General features: G+C 67.4%; 24 protein-coding genes. 15 read left to right on the top strand and 9 right to left on the bottom strand.

All coding sequences use genetic code 11. From position 1 onward, the window contains the following. Window positions 1-97 precede the first annotated feature (97 nt). Window positions 98-394 carry an H-NS histone family protein gene (locus BCO18175_RS28075; protein WP_011350588.1) on the bottom strand — a complete coding sequence of 99 codons (297 nt, stop codon included), beginning with the start codon at window positions 392-394 and terminating at the stop codon, window positions 98-100. Window positions 395-693: 299 nt separating this feature from the next. Here BCO18175_RS28075 and aqpZ point away from each other — a divergent pair, with 299 nt between their 5' ends. Further along, window positions 694-1434 (top strand): aquaporin Z, encoded by a 741-nt coding sequence (aqpZ, locus tag BCO18175_RS28070; RefSeq protein WP_174985890.1) that lies wholly within the window; start codon window positions 694-696, stop codon window positions 1432-1434. A 118-nt stretch (window positions 1435-1552) separates the two neighbouring features. Here aqpZ and BCO18175_RS28065 read toward each other — a convergent pair whose 3' ends face one another. Beyond that, complete coding sequence (locus BCO18175_RS28065) at window positions 1553-2377, bottom strand: Cof-type HAD-IIB family hydrolase (RefSeq protein WP_174985887.1); 825 nt, start codon at window positions 2375-2377, stop codon at window positions 1553-1555. 155 nt (window positions 2378-2532) lie between these two features. Next, window positions 2533-3414: a BadF/BadG/BcrA/BcrD ATPase family protein gene (locus BCO18175_RS28060; protein WP_174974182.1), complete on the bottom strand. Its 882-nt coding sequence runs from the start codon at window positions 3412-3414 to the stop codon at window positions 2533-2535. Between the two features lie 142 nt (window positions 3415-3556). Here BCO18175_RS28060 and BCO18175_RS28055 point away from each other — a divergent pair, with 142 nt between their 5' ends. Then, window positions 3557-4159 carry a DNA-3-methyladenine glycosylase I gene (locus BCO18175_RS28055; RefSeq protein ID WP_031397029.1) on the top strand — a complete coding sequence of 201 codons (603 nt, stop codon included), beginning with the start codon at window positions 3557-3559 and terminating at the stop codon, window positions 4157-4159. A gap of 99 nt (window positions 4160-4258) precedes the next feature. On the opposite strand, the gene BCO18175_RS28050 is transcribed toward BCO18175_RS28055, so the two are convergent. Continuing rightward, window positions 4259-5494 carry a PepSY-associated TM helix domain-containing protein gene (locus BCO18175_RS28050; RefSeq protein WP_174985885.1) on the bottom strand — a complete coding sequence of 412 codons (1236 nt, stop codon included), beginning with the start codon at window positions 5492-5494 and terminating at the stop codon, window positions 4259-4261. Window positions 5495-5720: 226 nt separating this feature from the next. On the opposite strand from BCO18175_RS28050, the gene BCO18175_RS28045 reads away from it, so the two are divergent. After that, window positions 5721-7844 carry a TonB-dependent siderophore receptor gene (locus tag BCO18175_RS28045; protein ID WP_174985883.1) on the top strand — a complete coding sequence of 708 codons (2124 nt, stop codon included), beginning with the start codon at window positions 5721-5723 and terminating at the stop codon, window positions 7842-7844. A 151-nt stretch (window positions 7845-7995) separates the two neighbouring features. Here BCO18175_RS28045 and rpsU read toward each other — a convergent pair whose 3' ends face one another. Continuing rightward, window positions 7996-8208, bottom strand: a complete 213-nt coding sequence (gene rpsU, locus BCO18175_RS28040; RefSeq protein WP_006401410.1) for a 30S ribosomal protein S21 — start codon at window positions 8206-8208, stop codon at window positions 7996-7998. Window positions 8209-8728: 520 nt separating this feature from the next. Between rpsU and BCO18175_RS28035 the strand changes: the two genes are divergently transcribed. From BCO18175_RS28035 to vioA, 5 genes are all read left to right on the top strand, one after another. After that, window positions 8729-9883 carry a flagellin gene (locus BCO18175_RS28035; protein WP_174985881.1) on the top strand — a complete coding sequence of 385 codons (1155 nt, stop codon included), beginning with the start codon at window positions 8729-8731 and terminating at the stop codon, window positions 9881-9883. 132 nt (window positions 9884-10015) lie between these two features. Next, window positions 10016-11518: a flagellar filament capping protein FliD gene (fliD, locus tag BCO18175_RS28030; RefSeq protein WP_174985879.1), complete on the top strand. Its 1503-nt coding sequence runs from the start codon at window positions 10016-10018 to the stop codon at window positions 11516-11518. A gap of 25 nt (window positions 11519-11543) precedes the next feature. Continuing rightward, complete coding sequence (locus BCO18175_RS28025; RefSeq protein ID WP_174916708.1) at window positions 11544-11843, top strand: flagellar protein FliT; 300 nt, start codon at window positions 11544-11546, stop codon at window positions 11841-11843. Window positions 11844-12098: 255 nt separating this feature from the next. Continuing rightward, complete coding sequence (locus BCO18175_RS28020; RefSeq protein WP_174985877.1) at window positions 12099-14441, top strand: tetratricopeptide repeat protein; 2343 nt, start codon at window positions 12099-12101, stop codon at window positions 14439-14441. Between the two features lie 28 nt (window positions 14442-14469). After that, window positions 14470-15612, top strand: coding sequence for a dTDP-4-amino-4,6-dideoxy-D-glucose aminotransferase VioA (gene vioA / locus BCO18175_RS28015; RefSeq protein ID WP_174985875.1), 1143 nt, complete (start codon window positions 14470-14472; stop codon window positions 15610-15612). A gap of 10 nt (window positions 15613-15622) precedes the next feature. Here the strand turns inward: vioA and BCO18175_RS28010 are convergent, their stop codons facing one another. The 4 genes from BCO18175_RS28010 to BCO18175_RS27995 form a co-directional block, all read right to left on the bottom strand. Further along, window positions 15623-16285, bottom strand: a complete 663-nt coding sequence (locus tag BCO18175_RS28010; RefSeq protein WP_174985873.1) for an acetyltransferase — start codon at window positions 16283-16285, stop codon at window positions 15623-15625. Between the two features lie 103 nt (window positions 16286-16388). Next, complete coding sequence (locus BCO18175_RS28005; protein ID WP_174985871.1) at window positions 16389-18329, bottom strand: tetratricopeptide repeat protein; 1941 nt, start codon at window positions 18327-18329, stop codon at window positions 16389-16391. Window positions 18330-18368: 39 nt separating this feature from the next. After that, window positions 18369-19118 carry an acetyltransferase gene (locus BCO18175_RS28000; RefSeq protein WP_174985998.1) on the bottom strand — a complete coding sequence of 250 codons (750 nt, stop codon included), beginning with the start codon at window positions 19116-19118 and terminating at the stop codon, window positions 18369-18371. 446 nt (window positions 19119-19564) lie between these two features. After that, window positions 19565-21208, bottom strand: a complete 1644-nt coding sequence (locus tag BCO18175_RS27995) for a TIGR04222 domain-containing membrane protein (RefSeq protein WP_174985869.1) — start codon at window positions 21206-21208, stop codon at window positions 19565-19567. Between the two features lie 554 nt (window positions 21209-21762). Between BCO18175_RS27995 and BCO18175_RS27990 the strand changes: the two genes are divergently transcribed. The 7 genes from BCO18175_RS27990 to BCO18175_RS27965 are packed head-to-tail and all read left to right on the top strand — an operon-like array spanning window position 21763 to window position 24450. After that, entirely contained in the window at window positions 21763-21969 is a 207-nt protein-coding gene (locus tag BCO18175_RS27990; protein WP_174916720.1) for a tail protein X, read from the top strand. A 16-nt stretch (window positions 21970-21985) separates the two neighbouring features. Continuing rightward, window positions 21986-22330, top strand: coding sequence for a putative holin (locus BCO18175_RS27985; RefSeq protein WP_174985867.1), 345 nt, complete (start codon window positions 21986-21988; stop codon window positions 22328-22330). 1 nt (window position 22331) lies between these two features. Further along, window positions 22332-22598: a phage holin family protein gene (locus BCO18175_RS27980; RefSeq protein ID WP_174985865.1), complete on the top strand. Its 267-nt coding sequence runs from the start codon at window positions 22332-22334 to the stop codon at window positions 22596-22598. A gap of 3 nt (window positions 22599-22601) precedes the next feature. Next, a complete protein-coding gene (locus BCO18175_RS27975; RefSeq protein ID WP_174985863.1) occupies window positions 22602-23447 on the top strand; it encodes an N-acetylmuramidase domain-containing protein in 846 nt (281 codons plus the stop codon). Then, window positions 23444-23884: an Rz-like lysis system protein LysB gene (lysB, locus tag BCO18175_RS40680; protein WP_174985861.1), complete on the top strand. Its 441-nt coding sequence runs from the start codon at window positions 23444-23446 to the stop codon at window positions 23882-23884. The genes BCO18175_RS27975 and lysB overlap by 4 nt, the downstream gene beginning before the upstream one ends. After that, entirely contained in the window at window positions 23772-24008 is a 237-nt protein-coding gene (lysC, locus tag BCO18175_RS27970) for an Rz1-like lysis system protein LysC (RefSeq protein WP_254608183.1), read from the top strand. The genes lysB and lysC overlap by 113 nt, the downstream gene beginning before the upstream one ends. Further along, entirely contained in the window at window positions 24001-24450 is a 450-nt protein-coding gene (locus BCO18175_RS27965; RefSeq protein ID WP_174985859.1) for a phage tail protein, read from the top strand. The genes lysC and BCO18175_RS27965 overlap by 8 nt, the downstream gene beginning before the upstream one ends. Window positions 24451-24513 lie beyond the last annotated feature (63 nt).

Here is a 24513-nt window from a genome sequence, read left to right as displayed (position 1 = left end):
TCCGCGAGGAAATATTCCGTAATCAAATCCGCGCCGAAATCGGCGCGTCAAACAAAAAAGCCGCATCTCGATGCGGCTTTTTTGTTTGGGTTTTCGGTCATTCGATGACGAAACGATCGCGGTTTTTACCGACGATCCAATTCGGCGGCTTGCCGCGCCCGCTCCAGGTCGCGCCCGACTTCGGATCGCGGTATTTGGGCGGCAGCGGCGCCTTCTTCGGCGGGCGTCCGCGCTTCGCTCGCTCCGCGAAGCCCAGATCCTGGGCAGTCAGCCCATATTCGGCAATCTTTTGCTGGACTTCCGCAATCACCGCCGCCACTTCCTGGCGGCGCACATCATCCGCCTGGGCTTGCAGATCGGCGATCTGCGCCTTGAGTTTCGCGTATTGAGACATTTTTTGACTCCCCTTTTGATGATGCGGCCCCGGCGAATACGGCCGGAACACCAACATCCGTTACGTCATCAGCACTGCCGCCCTACCCTTCGAAATTAATGCTGTCATCTTTAACCGATTCGGCTATATCGAGAATGCGGACTTATTCTAATAAAAGGCATTCGTCAGCTATTCAAATTTAACAATCGTTGACCCTCCCCCACCCGATTCATTTCCTATAATCCAGACCAATTCCCGGTGATGGTTTAAAACCGTCGTGTCGTCCGGTTGCCTTCAATCCACTTGAACAAGGTCCTTACATGAGTCTTTCTCAGCGTCTGGCTGCAGAGGTATTCGGCACGTTCTGGCTGGTGCTCGGCGGGTGCGGAAGCGCCGTGCTGGCCGCCGCCTTTCCGGGCCTCGGCATCGGCTTTGCCGGTGTCGCACTTGCCTTCGGCCTGACTGTGCTGACGATGGCATTCGCAATTGGCCACATTTCGGGCTGCCACCTGAATCCGGCGGTGAGCGTCGGCCTGACGGTCGCCGGCCGCTTCCCCGCACGCGATCTCGTGCCGTACATCGTCGCGCAGGTTGTCGGCGCGACGCTCGGCGCATTCGTGCTGTACCTGATCGCGACCGGCAAACCGGGCTTCGACGTCGTCGGCAGCGGCTTTGCGACGAACGGCTTCGGCGAGCGCTCGCCCGGCCACTACGCACTCGGTGCGGCGTTCATTTGCGAAGTCGTGATGACGGCCTTCTTCCTGTTCGTGATCCTGGGCGCCACCGACAAGCGCGCACCGGCCGGCTTCGCGCCGATCGCGATCGGCCTCTGCCTGACGCTGATTCACCTGATCTCGATTCCGGTCACCAACACGTCGGTGAACCCGGCCCGCTCGACCGGCCCCGCCCTGTTCGTGGGTGGCGAAGCGATCGGCCAGCTCTGGCTGTTCTGGGTGGCGCCGATCATCGGCGCGGTACTCGCAGGGATCATCTACCCGCTGGTCGCGGGGCGTGACAACGCCGTCGACCAGCTGCCGACATCAGCTCGCACAAGCGAATAAAACACTACGGGGTCAAGCGAGCAGAGCAGCGAGCCTCACGCTGTCCAAGAACATCGAGGCAGGCAATTTCGACGGGCGCCACTGGCGCCCGTTTTTCATTTCCGCCCCGGCAGGACGCTCAGGATGCGGCGGTGTTGCCTTCGAGCGAGAACAGCGTGCGCAGGTGGCGAGCGACGCCCGCATCGAAGTTGTTGCCGATCCGCGGAATGTGCGGCAGCCGCGCGATCAGGTCGGGGTTCGCGTTGTTCATCATGAACGCGTGGCCGGCGGTTTCGAGCAGGTCGATATCGTTCATGTTGTCGCCGAACGCGATGCAGTGGCCGGTGTCGACGCCGAGCCGCGCGAGTACCGAGCGCAGCGCGCGGCCCTTCGACACGTTCGCGGTCATCACTTCGAGGCAGTCGGGCAGCGAGTACGTGACGTACAGCGCATCGCCGAAGCGCACGCGCATCTGCTCGGCGACGACCGCCAGGTCGGCCGGATCGCCGATGTACAGCACCTTCGCGATATCCGTGCCGTCGTGCGCGGCCATGTCGATCACGTCGTAGCGGAAGCCCGAATCCTGGTGGAATTCGAGCAGGTGCGGCGCATCGCGGTCGATCAGCCAGCCCTGGTCGGTAAACAGGTTGACGATCACGCGGCCGTGCGCGCCGACGACATCCGGCTGCAAGAGGCCGCGAACGATCGCCGGATCGATGTCCTGCGCGTGGATCGTCGTGTCGTCCGGCGCATGCACGCGCGCGCCGTTCGACGTGATCAGGTACGGCCGGATGCCGAGCACGTCGCGAATGCCGGCGACGTCCGCGTAATGGCGCCCGGTGGCGATCACGAACTGCAGGCCGTCGCGGTCGAGCCGACGGACGGTGTCGATCGTGTACGGATCGAGCTGGTGGTCGCTGTTCAGCAGGGTACCGTCGAGATCGGTGGCGATGACTTTGTACATGGGACGGAAGAATGGCGCTCAGGGCTCTGCGGAACGGCCATTCTAACGTCGTGCCAGGCTGCCCGCCGGACGGTTCCCGGTCGATCGCAGCCAACGGCGCGGTTTCGGTGTGCTTTCAACCACCCTGGAACGCCTTCGGTTGCGTTCAGCTGCGTTCAGTTTCCTTCGGCCACCCGCAGTGCCTGCAGCGCGAGCCGCAGCGCGCCGTGCGCCGAATCGTCGAGCGGCGCGCGCAGCCGGGCGGCATGGCGCGCCGGCACGGCCGGTGCGAGCGCGTCAGCCAAGCCGCCGCACAGCGCGACCGGCAGCGCCTGCTGCGGATCGAGCGCGTCGATCATCTTGCCGATCTCGTCGCCCGCCTGCGCGATCAGCGCGCCCGCGACCGGATGCGAACGGTGCGCGAGCACGATCGGCGCAAGCCGCGCGTAGATCGTCTGGTTCGCATCGCACGACCACTGGACAAGTGCGTCGCGATCCTGCGCGCCCGTTTCCGCGAGCAGCGCGTTCGCGAACGCATCGCGCGGCACGCGGCCGTCGAGCGCCTGCTGTGCATACGCGAGCGCACGCACGCCGAGCCATGCGCCGCTCGCCTCGTCGCCGGACGGAAAGCCGAAGCCGCCCGCGATCCGGCAGGCGCCCGCCGCATCGAGCGCCGCCGCGATGCTGCCGGTGCCGAGCGCGACGATGAGCCCCGGCGCGCCGCCGTGCGCGCCGACGACGGTCGTATACGCATCGCTCTCGACCGCGAGTGCGCCGAGCGGCGCCTGCGCGCGGAATGCAGCCAGCCACGCCGCATTGTTGACGCCCGCGAGCCCGCAGCCGAGCGCGCATTGCGACCAGTCGAATGCGAGACCGGCCTGCGTGAACGCGTCCGCGCAGGCCGCGCCGATCGACTCCCACGCGCGCTCGATGCCGAGCCCGAGCCCCGACGGGCCGCCACGCCCCTGCGCGAGCTCGCGCCCGTGCCGGTCGGCCAGCACCGCGCGTGTGCCCGTGCCGCCGCCGTCGATGCCGATCGCAAAAAGTAATGCCGCCATGCCTTCATCCCGCTGATTCGAACAGGCGCCAAGCTTAACCGGATCGGCGCCGCGCGCCCATCTGCCGTTCGGCCTGCTGTTCCGTGAAAAGGGCTTCCGCTATGCTGACGCGATCGAATCGACACTGAAAACGAGGCAGACGATGTCGCAGCGGTGCAACTGGGTGAAGACGGAAGCGGATGCTCACTATCACGATACCGAGTGGGGCGTGCCGTCGCACGACGATCGCCACCTGTTCGAAATGCTGATCCTGGAAGGGGCGCAGGCCGGGCTGTCGTGGTCGACGATCCTGAACAAGCGCGCGGGCTATCGCGAAGCCTTTGCGGATTTCGACGTCGACGCCGTCGCGCGCTTCACGCCGAAGCGCATCGAGAAGCTGCTGGAGAACCCCGGCATCGTGCGCAACCGCGCGAAGGTCGAATCGGCGGTCACCAACGCGCGCGCCGTGCAGCGCATCCGCGAAGAGCACGGGTCGCTCGCCGCGTTCCTGTGGTCGTTCGTCGGCGACACGCCGATCCAGAACGCGTGGCAGTCGTACCGCGACGCGCCCGCGTCGACCGAACAGTCCGACGCGCTCAGCAAGGCGCTGAAGGCGTACGGCTGCAAGTTCGTCGGTTCGACGATCTGCTATGCGCTGATGCAGGCCACCGGCATGGTCAACGATCACGAGGTCGGCTGCCCGTGCCACGCGCAATGCGCGGCGCTCGGCGGCAAGCAGCCGGCACGCCGGCGCAAGGCGGGCTGACGGCGCGGGCATCCGCCTACCACCCATCGTTCGCCGCGGCCCTGTGCCGGTTGCGACGCCTGCGCACCGCTCACGAAGCGTGGCGCGACGCGCAACCACTCACCTCGCGGCGCGCGACGACACCGGCGCAACCGCCCGCGCGCTGCGCGCGGCCCGCACGCGGGCGCTGCGCTTCTTCACCCAGATACAGACGCCCGTCACGCTCAGCATCGCAATGACGATACCGAGCACGCTCACCGCGGCGCGGCCCGCAACGCCGGCGATCCGCCCCGAGTGCAGCGGAAACTGCGCCTGCATGAAAAGGTCGCCGGCCGAGCCGCGGCCCGGCACCTGGGTGGCGACGGGCTTGCCGGTCACCGCATTCCAGTAAAGCCACGCGTTGCCGAGCCCGACGTCGCCGTGATCGTTGCCGGGCGTGAAGAACCCGACCGCATAGGCATTCATCGCCGGCGCGAACAACAGCGCGCCGGGCGGCGCGGCGATCCCCGCGTCGCGCCCGGCCGAGCGCGCGATCTCGACGATCCGCTCGCGCGACAGCATCTTGCTGCCCGGCGGGGCGGGCGGGAAGTGCTCGGGATTCGTGTACGGCGTCTCGGCGAGCGGCGACACCAGCGATACCAGCGGCCGCACGACGGGAACGGCGAGATTCATCGAGATCGACGTGATCGCGACGACCAGCAGCAGCCCCCACACCCACACGCCGCCCGAGCGGTGCAGGTCGAATACCAGCGGGTAGCCGCCGCGCCGCACGCGGAACGCGAACGACTTGCGCCAGCTCTTCAGGTTCGGAAACGCGAGCACTAGCGCGATCAGGCAGTCGATCGCCCACACGATGCCGACGACGCCCATCACCCAGAACCCGAAGTTGATCCCGCCATACATGGGCAGGAACAGCGAGTAGTGCAGCCGGTAGATGAACGGCATCAGGTCGAGCCGCGCGAGCGACAGCGCGCCCCATTCGCGGCGGCCCTGCACCGCACCGGTCGCGGGATCGACGGATATCTGGCTGAAGTCGAGCGCGTACGGCTGGCCGGTTGCCGGATCGGTGCGCGGCATCACGCCCGCCTGCAGCGTATGCCCCGGTTCGATCGCGAGCGGCAGATAGGTCACTTGCACGCGCGGGTCGGCGGCCTCGATGCGCGCCGCGAGCGCGAGCGGATCAAGCGGCGCCGCATCGCTGCGAGCGATGTAGAAGTCCGGGTTCAGTGCCGCGTCGAGCTCGTGATCCCACGCGATCAGCGCGCCGGTAAGCCCCGCGACGAACAGGAACATTGCGATCGCAAGGCCGAACCAGCGATGCAGGCGGACGAGAAACGGTCGCAGGAACGCATTCATCGCGTGCACTGCGAAGGGATAGCGGGCCGGCACGAGCGGCCCCGGTTCAACGGAATGCAGGTCATTTGAGGTCAGGCGCCGCGCACGAGCCGGCCGGCCCCCACTGGCGAGGCCGGATGCCCTTGCACGCGGCATGGAATTGTTGCGCGTTCGACGGGTTTTGATACGATGCGCGACATTTTATCGCAATGCGAATGATTCTTACTTGCATTTTTACTTATCCGCCATGACCGTCAGCCTCACCCGCCCTCCCGTCCGTCCACGTCGCGTGGCCGCCGCCCTCGCCTGCCTTGCCGCATCGCTCGCGCACGCGGACGATTCGCCCGGCGGCGCTTCGGTGCTGCCGGCCGTCAACGTCACGGCCGCGCATGATTCGCCGCAGCACCTGACCGACACGATCTCCACCGGCGCGCTCGGCACGCGCCGCCAGCTCGACACGCCGTTCTCGACGACGATCGTCACGTCGGAGGAGCTCGAGGCACGCCAGCCGTACAAGCTCGGCGACGTGTTCGCGAACGACGCATCGGTGTCCGACAACAGCGGCGCGTACAGCGCGTGGGCCAGCTACATGACCGTGCGCGGCATGCAGCTCGACTGGCAGAACGGCTACAAGATCGACGGGCTGCCGTTCGTCACGTACGGGATCACGATGCCGTACGAACAGCTCGATCGCGTCGAGCTGCTGAAGGGGCTCGGCGGTTTCCTGTACGGCTTCGTGACGCCCGGCGGCGTCGTCAACTACGTGACGAAGCAGCCCGGCGCCGAGCCCGTGCGCAGCGTCGACGTCGGCTACCGGAGCACCAACGTGTGGCCCGAGCACGTCGATCTCGGCCAGCGCTTCGGGCCGAACGGCATGTTCGGTGCACGGCTGAACGCGACGCACGAGGAAGGCAAGACGTACAACGACGGCAACATCCGCCGCGACAGCGTATCGCTCGCGCTGCAGGCGAACCTGACGCGCGACCTGTCGGTGACGTTCGGCGCGTTGTACCAGGACCGCCGCACGACGGGCCAGACGCCGTCGATCTTCACCGGCAGCTATCCGGGCGGCGCACTGCCCGCGACGATCAGCGGCGGCACGACGAACCTCGGCGGCAAGGACCAGTACCTGAACACGAACCTGCAGCTCTACACGGCCGGGTTGCAATATCAGCTCGCGCCCGACTGGCAGCTCGACGTCGCGTACAGCTACAGCAAGGCGACGCGCCGCCGCAACGAAAGCACGCTGTACCTGCAGGACATGGCCGGCAACTACACCGACAGCCGCTACGTCGGGATGGAGGATCACCGCTTCAGCCAGTGGCGCGCGATGGTCGAGGGCAAGGTGCGCACGGGCCCGTTCAGCCACCAGATCGTGGTCGGCGCGTCGTGGCAGAAGCAGGCGAACGACTATTCGGCGAACAGCGTGTTCGTGCCGCTCGGCGCCGGCAACCTGTATGCGCCAAACCCGTATCGCTACGAGAGCCCGCACGGCTTTGTCCAGTACCGCACGAGCGAGATCGTGCAGAAATCGCTGTTCGCGAGCGACACCGTGCAGCTCACCGAGCGCTGGTCGGTGCTCGCCGGCGTGCGCTACATGAACTACGAGCAGCGCTCGTTCCAGGCGAGCGGCGCCGAGGATCCCGGCTACCGCCAGAACGGCGTCGTGACGCCGACGTTCGCGGTGATGTTCAAGCTTGCGCCGACCACCACCGCGTACGCAAGCTACGCCGAATCGCTCGAGCCCGGCAGCCGCGTGAACGATGTCTACGCGAACGCCGGCCAGGTGCTCAAGCCGCTGCGCAGCAAGCAATACGAGCTGGGGATCAAGAGCGAGCACGCGCGCTGGAGCGCGACGGCCGCGCTGTTCCGGATCGAGCGCAGCGCCGAGTATGCGAATGCCGCGAACGTCTACGTGCAGGACGGCGAATCGATCATCCAGGGGATCGAGTTCGGTGCGCGCGCGAAATTCGGCGCGCGCTGGAACGCGGGCGTCGACGCGATGCTGCTCGACGCGTGGTATGCGAACGGGATCGGCAACAACGGCAACCGTGTCGCGGGCGCGCCACGTTTCGTGCTCGCCGCCGACATCGGCTATGCGGTGCACGGCGTGCCGGGGCTGACGCTCGGCGTCGATGCGAAATTCACCGGCGCGACGCCGCTGCGTGCGGCCGGCGGCCTCGACGCGCCGGGCTTTCTCGTCGTCAATGCGGGCGCGCGCTACCTGACGCGGGTCGGCCGCCACGACGTGACGCTGCGCGCGTCGATCGACAACGTGCTGAACCGCCGCTACTGGGAATACCAGTACGCGGACTACGTGAAGCCGGGCGACCCGCGCACGGTGAGCCTGAGCGCGAAGATCGACTTCTGAACAATAGGCCGGCGGCCGCACACCGCTGGCCATCGGCCGGGACGGCCGCCACGCAGCGGCCTCGGGATTTTCCCGGAGCCCAAAAGCAAAACGGCGGAGCGGCTTCTTTCGAAGCACGCTCCGCCGTTTCGCGGCGAACCGTAAGACGCTCTTAGTGGAGCTTCTTCGGCAGCATCTGGCTGCGCAGGCGCTTGTGCAGGCGCTTGACGGCTGCTGCCTTCTTGCGCTTGCGGACTGCGGTCGGCTTTTCGTAGGACTGGCGTTCGCGCAGTTCAGCGATCAGGCCATTTTTTTCGATAGCACGGCGAAAGCGGCGAATCGCCACTTCGAACGGCTCGTTTTCTTTCAGAAGAATCGTCGTCATGTCGTTCCTAAATTGCTTAAACGGTCAAAAACGTAGCGGCCAAGCGCCACGCACCGGCCATCCGAGCGTCCCCACAAACAGGCGAAACGAGCGGAAATACGGCCTCGGAGGCCGGAAAAGAGAGGCGGAAAGCACCGCGAGTACGCTTCACAAGCCGCGTGCAGCGCCGCGTTTGACTGCCAGCAGACATGCCGAAAACGGCAGAGGCTTGACAGAAATCTCAATTCAGCCCGCCATCATAGCAGGGAATCACAGACAAAACCACCCTTTTGTCGGGCGCCTCTTCACAGGCGAACGACTGCGTGGCTGAGCCACTTTCTGGCCCTACCCGTCCGGCGTCACGCCGGGCCCGTCCGAAATGACAAAGAAGGATAAAAAATCGGGACGAATCTCACTGTGCCCCTCAAGTTTTGTTTTGGTGCGCCGAAATCCTGCTCTGAGGCGGCCAGCAATGAACGAGTGCTTCCGCCGACGCCAAAACGGCTTTCCAGGGCTTTCGGCTTAAACAGGAGAATTTTCCATGCTCGGAATTAACAGCAACATCAACTCGCTGGTTGCACAGCAGAACCTCAACGGCTCGCAAAACGCGCTGTCGCAGGCAATCACCCGCCTGTCGTCGGGCAAGCGTATCAACAGCGCGGCAGACGACGCAGCAGGCCTCGCGATCTCGACCCGGATGCAGACCCAGATCAACGGTCTGAACCAGGGCGTGTCGAACGCGAACGACGGCGTGTCGATGATTCAAACGGCATCGAGCGCACTGTCGTCGCTGACGAACAGCCTGCAACGTATCCGCCAGCTGGCCGTCCAGGCGTCGACGGGCACGATGTCCTCGACCGACCAGGCAGCACTGCAACAGGAAGTCTCGCAGCAGATCCAGGAAGTGAACCGTATCGCGTCGCAAACGACGTACAACGGCACGAACATCCTGAACGGCAACGCAGGCATCGTGTCGTTCCAGGTCGGCGCTAACGTCGGCCAGACGATTTCGCTGGACCTGAGCCAAAGCATGTCGGCTGCGAAGATCGGCGGCGGCCTGGTGCAGAAGGGCCAGACGGTCGGCACGGTGACGGGCCTGACCCTCGACAACGCCGGCGCGTACACGTCGTCGGGCGCAGCGATCACCGCGATCAACGTGCTGTCGGACGGTCAAGGCGGCTACACGTTCACCGACCAGAACGGCGGCGCCATCGCGCAAACCGTTGCACAGTCGGTGTTCGGCGCAAGCGCAACGACCGGCACGGGCGCGGCAGTCGGCGCGCTGTCGATCCAAACGGGCGCAACCAGCTCGAGCATGTCGGCAGCGTCGCTCACCGCGATCACGAACGCCGTCGCGCAGATCAACGCCGTCAACAAGCCGGCAACCGTGTCGGGCCTCGACATCAGCACGGTCAGCGGTGCAAACGTCGCGATGGTGTCGATCGACAACGCGCTGCAAACGGTGAACAACGTTCAGGCACAACTGGGCGCGGCACAAAACCGTTTCACGGCAATCGCAACGGCGCAGCAGGCAGAATCGACCGACCTGTCGTCGGCACAGTCGCAGATCACCGACGCGAACTTCGCGCAGGAAACGGCGAACATGTCGAAGAACCAGGTGCTGCAGCAAGCTGGCATCTCGGTGCTCGCACAGGCAAACTCGCTGCCGCAGCAGGTCCTGAAGCTCCTGCAGTAATCGAGTAGCAACCCACGGCCGGGCCCCGCGTAACGCGCGGCCCGGCCGCAAGCGCTTGGTACGCGGGGCCGCGCCCCGCGACCAGGTCTTCACCCCGAAGTTCACGGATCACCCGCCGCACGGAGTACTACGATGTCGACGATCAATCCCGCCGTCACCGCCGCCAACAGCTCGGCCAACAGCGCGCTGCAACAGGCCGCCCAATCGATCATCAGCGGCTCGACCGGCAACTCGTCGATGGACGTCAACTCGCTCGTGACGGCGCTCGTCAATGCGAAGACCGCCGGTCAGGCTGCAGCGCTCACCGCGCAGCAGGCCAGCGACAACACCCAGATTTCCGCGTACGGCGCCCTTTCGGCAGCGCTGAGCGCACTCCAGGCCGGCCTCACGACGCTGTCGAACGGCTCGCTACAGAACACCTTCACCGCCACCGCGAGCGGCACCGGCCTGACTGCGACGGCGGGTGCCGGCGCCGTCGCCGGCAGCTATTCGGTCGGCGTCACGCAGATCGCGACGTCGCAGTCGCTGTCGTCGGCCGCATTCGGTGCGTCGACGGCGCTCGGCACCGGCACGATGACGCTGTCGCTCGGCAGCAAGTCGTTCACCGTCGACGTGAACAGCGCCAACAACACGCTGTCCGGCATCGCCGCCGCGATCAACAACACGACCGGCAACCCGGGCATCGTCGCGTCGGTCGTCAACGGCAGCGACGGCGCGCACCTCGTGCTCAGCTCGACGCCGACCGGCGCCGCGAACGCGATCAGCGTCGCGGTCAGCAACGTGTCCGGCGACAACGGCCTGTCCAGCCTCGGCGTCACGTCGACGGCCAGCACGACGGGTGGCCAGTCGACCTTTACGTCCGCGAACAGCGGCGCCGCCTGGAAGCAAAGCACGGCCGCGCAGGACGCCACGTTCACGATCAACGGCATCGCCGCGACGAGCGCGAGCAACACCGTGTCGAGCGCGATCACCGGCGTCACGCTGAACCTGACCTCGGCCGCGGTCGGCTCGACGCAGACGCTGACGGTCGCCACCGATACGAAGAGCCAGGCTTCGACGATCAACAACTTCGTGACGCTCTACAACACGCTCGTCACGACGATGGGCTCGCTGTCGAGCTTCACGTCCGGCGCGTCGTCGCAAGGGCCGCTGCTCGGCGACTCGACGCTGAACACGATCCGCAACGCGCTCGCATCGGTCGTCGCGAGCGGCGTGAAAGGCAGCGGCTCGACGGTCAACCTCGCGTCGATCGGCGTCACGCTGCAGGCCGACGGCACGCTGCAGGTCGACAGCACGGCGCTCAACACCGCGCTGCAGAGCAACCCGACGGGCGTCGCGTCGCTGTTCAATTCGACGAACGGGATCGGCCAGCAGCTGACGGCCGACATCACGAACTACACGCAGACGAACGGGCTGATCGCCGCACGCACGACGGCGCTCAACAACGACCTGAAGAGCGTCACCACGCAGCAGACGACCCTGTCGAACTACGCGGCGCAACTGACCAGCCAGTACCAGGCGCAGTTCACCGCGCTCAACACGCTGATGGCGACGATGAACAGCAACTCGCAGTACCTGACGCAGTTGTTCGGCGGCACGAACAGCGCCGGCGCGATGTCGAACAACAAGGGCTGACCGCTAGCCGGACAGGAGAGCCAGGATGGAACAGACCGAACTGATTGCCCAGCTCGACGCGCTCACCGACGCGATCGAACACGCGGCCGCGATGGCCGACTGGGCCGAAGCGGTGCGCCTCGTCGACGCGCGCTGGACGCTCGTCGCGATGCTCGCGGCCGTTCAACCACCCGCCGGCATCGCCGCAATCCGCCGTATGCAGACCAGCAACGACCGCATCTTCGCCAACGCGCAACGCGCGCAGCAGGAACTGACCGACGAATACCAGGCGGCGATGGGCCGTGTACAGGCCGTCGGCCAGTACCAGAACATCGCAAGCCGCTGACGCGAGACCGGCACCGCGCCATCACCCGCGCACCAACCTGACAACAAGAACTACACGCTGATGTGAGGGCGTGCTCGTTCGCCTCCGCCCGCCTCGTGCGGGCGTTTTTTTTGGGGCCGCCGACCGCGCCGCCCCCCCTGCCTCGGCCGACCGTTCAATCGGCCAAACTAACCCGGCTTTTCCCGTCATCTCGCGGCATCGGCGCGACGGCACGCTACCCATAATGGTATCGACCGACTTTCCGCAGATCTCATCATGTTCTCGACCGAACTGCCCGCCTCCGCCGCGCTCACGCCTGAACAGCAGCTTGCGCAGGACATTGCGCTCGTCATGGACAACGCGCTCGAGCGCCAGCGCAGCGGCGCATTCGACGACGCCCGGGCGCTGTACGAGGCCATCCTCGACGCGGTGCCCACGCACGGGGATGCGCATTACAACCTCGCGGTGCTGATGGTCGATACGGACCAATCGGCTGACGCGGTGCCGCATTTCGAAGCCGCCATCGGCGCGAGCCCGGATAACGGCTTCTACTGGGTCAGCTACATTCACGCACTGCATCGCAGCGGGCAAACGGCCGCCGCGTGGATCGCGGTCGAAATCGCGCAGCAACGCGGCGTGCACGGCCCGGCGCTCAACGGGCTGATCGCGCAACTGGCGTCGCCCGACATCGTGCTCGCGACTGCAGCGGTCGCCCCGAGCGGCGTCGGCACGGCGATCGTCCTGGAAACCGCGGCCGGCCCGGCCGGGCGGAGCGACTCCGGCAAGCCTGTCCGTCGCCCCAATCAGACGCTGCTGCAAAAGCACGCGGCGCTGTTCGACAAGAACAAGCACGCGGAAGCCACCGCGCTTGCGCGGCAACTGGTCGCCGACTACCCGGAGGACGGCCCATGCTGGCGCGCGCTGTCCGCATCGCATCACCGGGAAGGCCGCTTCGCGGAGATGATCGAGGCCGGCTTTCGCACGGTCGAATTGCTGCCGGATGAAGTGCTCGTGCGCATCCTGCTCGCCGATACGCTGCGGGTGATGAACCGTCTCGCGGAAGCCGACGAACAGTGCAATCGCCTGCTCCAGCTTCAGCCCGATCACCCGGAGGCCATGCGGATTCGCGGTCTCGTGCTGTTCGCGCTGCGCCGCTCGGATGAAGCGATCGCGGCCTGCCGGCGCGCGGTCGAGCTCGCGCCGGGCGTCGCCGCGCCATGCGGCACGCTCGGCTTCGTGCTGCTTGAACTGGGTGCAACGCAGGAAGCAATAGGCTGGCTGAGGCGCGCGATCGACATCAACCCGACCGACAGCGTCACCCACAGCAGCATGCTGTTCTGTATCGCGCACAGCACCGACTTCAGTCCGCAGGCGCTCGTTGCGGAACACCGCAAGTTCGGGCAACGCTACGACAACCTCAAGCGCAAGCGCGCGGCGGTGTTCTCGAACCCGCGCGACCCTGCGCGCAAGCTGCAGGTCGGCTTCGTGTCGGGCGACCTGTTCAGCCACGCGGTCGCCTCGTACGCCGTGCCCGTGATCGAGCATCTCGCGGCCGATCCCGGCATTGCGATGCACTTCTATCACAATTATCTCGAGGAAGATCAGACGTCCGAACGCTTCAAGGCCCATGCGACGACCTGGCGCAACGTCGCCAGCATGAGCGACCAGGCCTTCCTCGAACGCGTGCGCAACGACGGCATCGACATCGTGATCGACCTGTCGGGCCACACCGGCCGCAACCGGCTCGTCGCGCTGGCGCAGCGCGCGGCGCCGGTTCAAGCGTCGTGGATCGGCTATCCGGCCACGACCGGACTCAGCCAGATGGACTACTACCTGACGGACCGCTTCGTCGCGCCGCACGGCGCGTTCGACGACCAGTTCGTCGAGCAGATCGTGCGGCTGCCCGCGATCGCACCGTTCATGCCGCCGCCGAACTGCCCGCCCGTCAACGTGCTGCCGGCGCTGCACAACGGTTATACGACGTACGCCAGCTTCAACCGCCTGAACAAGCTGAGCCCGCACGTGATCGAGGTCTGGGCGCGCGTGCTGCACGCGGATCCGACCGCGCGCATGGCGCTCGGCGCGATCGGCAGCAACGGTGACCAGCAGACGCTGACCGAATGGTTCGCAGACTCCGGCATCGATGCCGGCCGCCTGACGTTCCACCGGCGCTCGAACATCCCCGTCTACATGCAGCAGCATCACGGCGTCGACCTCTGTCTCGACGCGTTCCCGTACACCGGTTCGACGACTACGCTGAATGCGCTGTGGATGGGCGTGCCGACCGTGACGATCCCCGGCGCGACGATGGCCGGGCGCGGGAGCGCGGGCTGGCTGCAGCACGTCGGGCTCGACGCGTACATCGCGACGGACGAGGACGATTTCGTCGCGAGGGCGCTCGCGCTCAGCCGCGATACCGCCGCGCTGCGGGCGCTTCGCGCCGGCCTGCGAGCACGCTGCGCGGAATCCGCCGCGTTCCGGCCGGCTATCGTCGCAGCCGGGCTGTCGTCGGCGCTGCGCACGATGTGGACCCGCTGGTGCGCAGGTGAGCCTGCCATCGCATTCGACACGCCGCTGTTCGACGACACGGCTACCGCACAGGCCGCGGCAGAGGCCTGAACCTCACGTCAGATCGAGAGAGACCATCATGACCGCCAGCCTGCCCGCGTCGTCCGTCGCGCAACTGCCGCACGAACGCATCTACGTCACGCAGCCGCACCTGCCGCCGCTCGATGAATTCCTGCCGTACCTCGAGAAGATCTGGGAGAGCCGCACGCTGACCAACGGCGGACCGTTCCACCAGCAGTTCGAGCGCGCGCTGTGCGAGTATCTCGGCGTGCCGCACCTGTCGCTGTTCGCGAACGGCACCCTCGCGCTCCTCACCGCGCTGCAGGCGCTGCGCATCAATGGCGAAGTGATCACGACGCCGTATTCGTTCGTCGCCACCGCGCATTCGCTGCTGTGGAACGGCATCAAGCCGGTATTCGTCGACGTCACGCCCGGCACGCTCAACCTGGACCCCGCGCGCATCGAGGCGGCGATCACGCCGCAGACCACCGCGATCATGCCCGTGCACTGCTACGGCAATCCGTGCGACGTCGACGCCATCCAGAAGATCGCCGACAACTACAACCTGCGCGTGATCTATGACGCCGCGCATGCGTTCGGCGTGCAGAACGCCACCGGCAGCGTGCTCACCCACGGCGATCTGTCGGTGCTGAGCTTCCACGCGACGAAGGTGTTCAACACGTTCGAAGGCGGAGCGATCATCTGCCCCGACGCGAAGACCAAGCAACGGATCGATCACCTGAAGAACTTCGGTTTCGTCGACGAAGTCACGGTCGTCGCGCCCGGCATCAACGGCAAAATGAGCGAGATCAACGCCGCCTTCGGGATGCTGCAATTGCAGCACATCGACGGCGCACTCGCGCGCCGCCGCGAAATCGACACGCTGTACCGCTCGCTGCTGAGCGACGTGCGCGGCATCCGCTGCGTGCCGCTCGGCGGCCAGACCGTCGCGAACCACGCGTATTTCGCGATCCTCGTCGACGAAGACTATCCGCTCGACCGCGATGGGCTGTACCAGAAGCTGCGCGACTACGACGTGTATGCGCGCCGCTACTTCCATCCGTTGATTTCGGAATTCCCGATGTACCGCGGGCTGCCGTCCGCCAACCGCGACAACCTGCCCGTCGCCACCGAGGCCGCGCGCAAGGTGCTGTGCCTGCCGATCTACCCGGCGCTCACCGACGACATGGTCCGCCGCATCGTCGAGCTGATCGCGCGCTGACCCGCGACGTCTACAGGTAACGGTCGCCGGGCGCGCGGGCGCGAACCCGGCGGGCCGGATTGCCGTACGCGACCGTGTACGGCTCGACGTCGTGCAATACGACCGAGCCCGCGCCGACCACGCTGTGCTCGCCCACCGCGATCCGATGCCGCAGCATCGCGCCGAGGCCGATCGCAGCGCCATGGCCGATCCGGCAGTTGCCGCCGGTGACGACACCCGGCGCGAGACTCGAGAAATCCGCCATCACGCCGTCGTGGTCGAGCGAGGCATTCGTGTTGACGATGCACCCGCTGCCGATCGTGCAGCACGGATTGATCACCGCGCCGGCCATCACGACCGTGCCCGCACCGATCGTCGACGCGTTGCCGACGCACGCGGCCGGATGCACCGCCGACACGCACGGCAAGCCGGGCACGAGGGCAGCGAGATCGGCCGTCACTTGCTCGCGCGCGTGGTTGTCGCCGATCGCAACCAGCAGCCCGGCGACTCCGTGCGCGTCGATCAGATGCGGCAGGTCCTGCTCGGTGCCCAGCACCGGGTAGCCGAGCGTCTCCTCGCCGCGCGGCCGGAACGAATCGATCAGCCCGGCGATCCGGTACCGGCCGGCCTGTTCGACGATGTCGATCACGACCTTGGCGTGACCGGACGAGCCGACGATGACGATGTTTTCCACGAGGGCCTCGATTGATCTGAAAAGCAGAAGCGGCGTTGTCATTGCCGCGTTTCCCGCACGCAGTATGACGTGCCGCCCTGCGCGCGCGGCACGCGGCGTCACTTCAGGCGGTACGCACCGCCTCGTCCGGCGTCATGCGGCCGGCCGCGAAATGCGCGGCGAACGCCTCGCGCAAGCGCTCGGCCAGCTGGATCCAGGTGTCGCCGCGTCCTCTGCGGAACAACCGCACCGTGCCCGGATACCACGGCGAATCGTCGCGGTCGTGCATCCAGCGCCAGTCTACATCCTGATTCGGCAGCAGCACCCAGCAAGGCTTGCCGAGCGATGCGGCCAGATGCGCGGTGGACGTATCGACGCACACCACGAGATCGAGTTGCGCGACGATCGCGGCCGTATCCGCGAAATCGTCGATCTCCGAGCCCAGGTGCAGCAACGGCAGGCCACCCGGCGGCTGACGCGCCTCGTCCTCGCCCTGCCCCTTCTGCAGGCTCACGAAACTCACGCCCGGCACGCTCCACAGCGGTGTCAGCAACGCGAGCGACGGCAGCGAGCGGTGCGCATCGTTGTGATGCTTCGGGTTGCCCTTCCACACGAGGCCGACGCGCGGGCCGGCCGGCAGCGCGTCGAGACGTGCACGCCAGTGTGCGACGCGGGCCGGATCGGGCGCGAGACGCACCGGCGGCGGAATCGTGTCGAGCGTCGTGCCCGCGTGCATCGGCGCGCTCAGCAGGCTCGTCCAGTAATCGAACTGCGCCGCCTGTGCGGTCGCGGTCTCGTGATCGAGCACCGCGTCGACGCCGTCGACCGTTTCCATCAGCCGATGCAGCGCGGGCTGGCATGCGAACACCACGCGCGCCGCATGCCGCGCACGAAATTCCGCAAAGTAGCGGCCGAACTGCAGCATGTCGCCCAGGCCGTCCTCCTGCCAGACGAGCAGCGTCTTGCCGGCGAGCGACTCTCCTTGCCACTGCGCACACGCCAACACCTCGCGGGTCCGGCGATGCACGAACGCCGATTGCTCGTAGCGCGATTCGTAGCGCCGCCAGCCTTCGTCGAACCGGCCAAGCGCGAGCAGCAGCGTCGCCAGGCCGAAACGCGCATCGCCATAATCCTCGCGCAGCTCGAGCGCGCGGCGGTACGCCCGTTCGGCATCGTCATGGCGGCCGGCGTACGCAAATGTGGTGCCGAGGTTGTAGTGCACTTCGGCCATGTCCGGTGCGAGCGACAGCGCATCGGCGAAGACGGCCATCGCTTCGTCGTGGCGGCCCTGCGCGCGCAGCACGCAGCCCAGGTTGTTGTGCGGCTGCGGCTGGCCGGGGCGGCAACGGATCGCGTCGCGATAGGCCGTTTCCGCTTCCGGCAGGCGATCGAGATTCTGCAGCGCGACGCCGAGGTTGTAGTGCGCCTCCAGATGATCCGGGCACAGCGCGAGCGCCTGGCGGCTCGCCGCTTCCGCTTCCGGCAGCCGCTGCATGTCGACGAGGATCGCACCGAGATTGGCGTGCGCGAGCACGTAGTCGGCGCGCACGGCAATCGCGAGCCGGTACGCGAGTTCCGCTTCGGCCTGCCGGCCGAGGACGCGCAGCAGGTTGCCGAGATCGGTCAGCACGTCGGCCGCCTGCGGCTCGATCAGCAGCGCCTGCCCGAGCGCTTGTTCGGCCTCATCGAGTCGGCCGAGCGCTTCGAGCACCTTGCCGAACCGGTGATGGTGCGACGCCCGCAACGGCGTGACGGCCGCGAGCTGCCGGCGCAGAAGCGCCTCGGCGTCGGACAGGCGACCTTGCGACACGAGCAGCGCGCCGAGGCCGTCGTACGGCGGCTCGAACGCCGGCATCGTGTCGATTGCGCGCCGCCACCAGGCTTCCGCGTCGACCAGACGGTTCAGGCCGAGCGCGCAGACGGCCGCGATGTGCAACGCAGCGATGGCCGGCGCCGGCCGGTCGAACAGCGGCGCGACGAGCGACAGTGCATCGGCGAACTGTCCGTTCTGGCACAGCGTCGCGGCGTGTTGAACCGGTGCGGATTCGTCGAAAGCAGGTGTCATGTCATGCGGCGCTGCGCGGCGCGCAGCGCGAACGGTCGGTCAGGCGGGCGTCGGCGTCGACGCGGCGGCCGGTTGGCCGGACTGACCGACGGCACGATCCTTGGCTTCCTGGAGCGCCGCGAGCGTGTCGAGCGCACGCCCTTCATCGGCGGTGAGGTCGACCAGGAAAGCGTCGTTGTTCTGCTTGATCCAGTCGAGCGGCATGTCCCACCACGCGAGCTGCAGCAGCCGTTCGCGCACCTTCTCCGTGAAGCGGAAGCGCACCAGACGCGCCGGCGAGCCGGCATAAATGCCGTACGCCTCGGTGCGGAAATTGGGCGGAATGACGGCCCGCGCGCCGATCACGCAGCCGCTCTCAACCTGGCTGCCGCCAAGGAACATGGCTTCATCGCCGATCCAGACGTCGTTGTGGATCACGGTGTCCGAGTATTGCGGCATCGGCGCATGGGCGAGGCCGTTACCGTAGAGGCTGAACATGCTCGTCGAAATCGTGCGCATCTCATGCTGACCGTTCAACAGGAATCGCAGGCGCAGTCCGCCGGCCACGTGCTTGCCGATCACGAGCTTCTGATCGCCCACGTCGTACTTTGCGATCGAGCCCACACCGATCGACGAGCACCGGCCGATATGAAACGTACCGACCGGCGCTTCCTCATCGACCCAGTTGCGGAAAAAATTGTTCGGAATCGCCGAAAAGGCCCCATCCCGGTAGCCGAGCACGATGAAATGCTTCGCCCACAAATGGTCGGACAGCACGCCAATACAATCGTCGGAGGTCGTAACGTTCATTCGCGGTCGCAAGTGTGCCGGTACGGCGGCTCGATGCCGGGCCGCTCGGTACAGCGGTGGAAAACGTCGCGGCACATCGGCCGCGAGCATGGACGATGCAGTATAGAAAGCCCGCGACGGCGACCGGCCACGGAGAAGAACGGCGTTCTGGCTTCTGTTCCGGTGATGGGGTTGGGGGCCGGGGTTGGGGGCCGGTGTCGCGTCCGCCGGCCTGGATATGCCCGGTGCCGATGTGGACTTGCCGTCAGGGCCGACGGTTGGCGCAGGAATCATTCGGCACCCGAGTGGTCGCGCCCGATTTTTCATCGCGACGCTCAGGCATCGGCAGCGTCGCCGCGTCGGTCCGGCCGATGCGTTCCGTCAGCAGCGCACTGGCGGCGCGTTGCTACCAGTCACCACTGGCGGCGCGCGGCCGCCCTCCCTCGCCTGCGCCCTGCCGCCCGTGCTCAATTACTCGACGAACACCCGCCGCAGCTGCTCGAACTGCACGAGCTGGAACTGCACGAACTCGACGAACTGCAGCTCGACGACGAGTCACTGCTGTCCGACGCATCGAACGCACTGCCGCTGCCCGCTTTCGCGGCGGCGAGCGTCGAGATCCGCGACGCGGTCTGCACGGTTTGCGAATACACCGACCATGCGGTGCCGGCCAGCGCGGCCGTGCCGAACAGCGCCGCAGTCCACAGCAACGGGTCCGGATCGCCTCGTTCGCGATCCTGCGTCTGTTGCGCTGCCTGCGTATCGGGCGTGGGTTGCGGGTTTCGCGCGGCCCGCGGATCGTGCGCAATCCGGCGCGCGAGCAGCGCGGCCCGCCCGGCGGCCGTCGCGCCGCCCCGCCCGAAGCCGGTCAGCCGCCGCGCGACGAGCCGGTACGCGACCGCGAACACCGCCATGCAGACGGCGAGCAGCAGCACGGGCCGCCCGCGGCTCAGGCCGACCGCGAGTTTCGCGGCACCCGTGCCCAGCACGAGCAGCACGATCGCGCGCGCGGCCAGACGCGACGCGCGCATCTCGCCGGACGCCCAGAGCCAGCCCTGCGCGCGCATCCCGTCGACGACCTCCTGCGCATACCCGGCGAGCCGCTCGCGAAACACGTCGTAACGCACGGTGCCGGACGGCCGCTCCTTGAGCCACGCGCAGTGGTCGTCATGGCGGCCCGCGCGATCCAGGTCGGCGATCTGCACGTAGCCGCCCTGTCCGGGGACCGTCCACAGGTCGACCGCGCCCGCATGCGCAAGCGACATCGTCACGACCTGGGCGACCCGTGCTTCGCCGCCGGTGAGATAGGCGACTTCGTCGGTGCTCAGGTCGGCCGATGCCTTGCGCGTGCGCCCGCCCCAGCGGCGGCGCCGGAACTCGATACCCTGAAGCACCACGATCAGCAACAACGCGACGACGCATGCCGGCACATAGAACGCGAGAAATTGCGGCCCCGTGTAGTTCAGCACGTTGAAGTCCTGCGCCGATGCGCAGGTCGCGGCGACGCTTGCGGCGGCCGCCGGCCACGCGAGTTTCGGCAACCGGTCGCGCCAGGTCCTGCCTGCGGGCGGGGCGGCCGGCGAATCCGCATTCCCTGCCGCGCTCGCGGCTGAAGGTTCCGGCTGCGGCGATCCGGATGCGTCACGCAGGCCGGCGGGCGACGGCCAGATCGACTCGGGCGGCTCGCAGCCGAACAGCCGGCGATAGCTGTCCAGCGTGTCGCGGTAACGCTGCGCGTACACGGCGGCCTCGTCCGGCGCGCCCGTGCCGGGCATGTGATGCAGCCGCGCGCGCAGCACGCCGGCGCAGAAGACGTCCCAGTATTCGAGCGTGTACTGCAGATGGAAATGCCACGCGGCATCGACCGCGACCGACGGCGTGACCGGGTGTCCGGCTGCCTGCGCGAGAAACGCGAAGCGCTTGTATTCGTCGATCACCGCCAGCGCATGCGCATGCGGCCAGCCTTCGGCTTCGGCAAGGCGCCGGCTGTACGGCAGCGGCGCGCTCGGATCGTCAGGGGAATACACGTGCAGACGCGCGAGCAGCGCCTGCTGCGCATCGGTCAGCGCACGGGCATCGACTGCGGTCGAGGTAGACGGGATGGCAGCCATCGGGAGTCGGCGCGATGCGCGGACGGCCGCCGCGATCGACGCTTGGAGTTGTCGTTGCGGGCGATTCTCGCACAACGACGAAGGCACCGGCACGTCTGCTCCGAATCGCCAAGCGGCGGCGACCGCTCAGGCTGGGATCGAACCAGCAACCCCTGCCTTCGGAGTTTTACCTACGTTCGCCCCGCCCTTGCCCGGCAAGGCCCAGCGCGCCTCGCACAGCGCAAAACCAAGGCTGCACAAGATCGATCAAGGCCGCCCCGGCTCGCGCAGGCTGCAATCCGGCTGCACGGCCCACGCCGTGCGCGCCCGTCATCATCAAGCACCAGCCCGGAAAGCGTAAGGCGCGATGCGCGTCGCGACACGCGCCGCGCTGCGTCTCCACGCAGGCCACGCATGCGCGTCGTTGAAGCCCGTCCGGCGAAGCTAGACCATGGGAACCATCTTCACTGCCTCACCGCCCGGGACCTCGCCATGGCAAGCAGCACGACATCGACATGCCTCCACCACCCGCCGGCCGGCGACTGCGTCGCTCTCCCGCATCGGGAGCGCCGGCCATGATCGTGCGCACCTTGCAGGGCGACACGGTCGACGCGCTGTGCTGGCGCCATTACGGCCGCACGGACGGCACCGTCGAAACCGTGCTCGAAGCCAACACCGGACTCGCCAGCCTCGGTGTCGTGCTGCCGGCCGACACGCCCGTCCATTTGCCGCCGCTCGACACCGCCACGCGCGCACGGCCGTTGCTGCAACTGTTTGACTGACCCTGGAATCGCCTGCATGGCCGAACCGAACCTCACCACCGCCGCGATGCTGTCCGCCGCGATCGGCGTCGCCGGGCTCGCGCCCGGCATCGACGGCAACGCGCTGATCGGCGCGTTCACGGGCGCCGCGCTCGTGGTCGTCACCTCGAAGGAGATCGGCATTGCACGGCGCGCCGCCTACCTGCTGATCTCGCTCGTAATGGGCTATCTCGCCGCACCGGAAATCGTCGGCGCCACCCCGATTCATTCGACGGGCGTCGCCGCGTTCTTCGCGGCCGCGCTCGTCATCGCCGTCACGCTGCAACTCATCGAACGGGTCAAGACGCTGGACCTGCTCGCGCTGTTCCGCAAGGGGGGATGACATGCCACTCCCGCTCGTGCTGATCGCGCTCTGCGCGCACGTCGCCGTGCTCGTGCGCGTGCTCACCTACCGGCGTAACGGCGCGCGGCACCGGCATCGCGCGTCCTGGTTCGCCTGGGTCGTCGTGGCAGTCGCCGGCGGCGCATCGATCGAATTGCTGCTGCATGCCGGATCCATCGGCTTCTTCGAAGCGGCCACCGCCGTCCTGCTGGCGATGTCCGTCTGCGGCACACGCGGCAACGTCGCACGCCTGCTCAGGAGTGAATGAATCATGAAGACCCGCCGCCTCGGCGACCACGGCGACGACGTCGGCCTGCTGCAACGCCGGCTGATCCGCGCCGGCTATCCGGTGCAGGTCACGCACCTCTATGACGCGGCGACCGAAGCCGCCGTCGTCGCGCTGCAACGGAACACCGGCCTCGTCGACGACGGCATTGCCGGCCCGAAGACCTGTGCCGCGCTGGCCACCGGCCAGCGCGACCCGAAACACCTCGCGCTCGCCGATCTCGAACGCGCTGCATGCACGCTCGACGTGCCGCTCGCGTGCATTCGCGCGGTCAACGAAGTCGAATCGCGCGGCGCCGGGTTCCTGCCCGACGGCCGGCCCGTGATCCTGTTCGAACGCCACGTGTTCTGGAAGCGGCTGCAGGCACGCGGCATCGATCCCGAGCCGTTCGCGGCGCGGCAGCCGGACATCGTGTCGCGCACACGCGGCGGCTATCGCGGCAGCACCGCGGAATACACGCGCCTCGCGATGGCCGAGTCGATCGATGCAGGGGCCGCATGGGAATCCGCGAGCTGGGGCGCGTTCCAGGTGATGGGCTATCACTGGGAACGCCTCGGCTATGCCGGCATCGACGAATTCGTCGCGTGCATGGAAAGCGGCGAAGCCCAGCACCTCGACGCATTCGTCCGTTATATCGCGGCCGACAACGCGCTGCGCCGCGCGCTCGGCGCCCGCCAGTGGGCCGCATTCGCACGCGCGTACAACGGCCCCGACTACGCGGCAAACCTCTACGACGTCAAGCTCGCGCGCGCCTACGACCGCTATGCGTCGCAACCGGCCGCGTCGACGCCGAGCGGATCCGCAACGCCCGGCGCCACGAACGCCGCATGAACGGGCTCGCCGCGAAATTCGCCGTCTGCGTCGCCGCGCTTGCCGCGTGCGCCGCCGCGGCGCTGTACCTGCATGCGCTGCGCGCCGACCTCGGCTCCACGCGGCAGCAACTCGTCGATACACGACAAGCGCTTGCCGGGCGCGACGACATCATTTCGCGCATGCGGCAGGACGCCGCCGAACGCGCACGACAGCAGGCCCGGCTCGACCGTTCGCAGGTCGCGATCGCATCGAAGCTCGACGCCACTCGACTTGAAAACCGGAGATTGACCGATGAAAACGCCACGCTTCGCGCCTGGGCTGGCACTCGTCTGCCTGACGACGTTGTCCGCCTGCAAGCCAATCCCGCTCTCACCGGCGCCGACGCTTACGTCAAATACGTGCCAGACGGTGAGCCCGTGCACGCTGCCGATGCTCGCGCCCCGCACCAACGGTGAGCTCGATGCCGCGCTCACGCTCGCGAAGGCTGCCTGGGCGACCTGCGCAGCGCAAGTCGACATGATCGCGGCGTGCCAGGCCGGCTCGCCCGCAACCAACCACGAAGCGCATCCACATGATTAAGCCGGACAGCCTGCGGCGGGCGCTCGTCGCCGCGATCCCGTCGCTCGGGACCGAACCGGGCGCGCTGACCGTGCTCGTCGAGCAAGGGTCGATTGCGACGACCGGCTCGCTGACGCCGTCGTTCGAATACCGGTACACGGCCCACGTGCTCGCGACGAATTTCTCCGGCGACACGGATCCCGTGTTCGTCGCGCTGGTCGAATGGGCGCGCGCGAACCAGCCGGATCTCGTGACGAACCCTGCCGCGCGCGCGAGCGGCATCACCTTCGAGGTCGGCATTCGCGAACAGGCGGCAGTCGACCTTTCGATCCGGCTGGCGCTGACGGAAAGCGTCGCCGTCACGACCGGGCCCGATGGCCGGCACGTGATCTCCCATGTCGACGACACGCAGGTCGATCCGGCCAACACGCTGACCTGGGTCGCGCTGCCGCAGATGAGGTAAGCCCGCCTTCCCGCACACGGCATCGGAGCCGCGTGCGGTCGAGCGATCGCCATGCGCCGCGCG

This window comes from Burkholderia lata, from assembly GCF_902499335.1.
In the GTDB taxonomy this organism is placed as follows: domain Bacteria; phylum Pseudomonadota; class Gammaproteobacteria; order Burkholderiales; family Burkholderiaceae; genus Burkholderia; species Burkholderia lata_B.
Note: the sequence above shows the minus strand (reverse complement) of the source record. Positions and strands in the feature narration are given on the sequence as shown.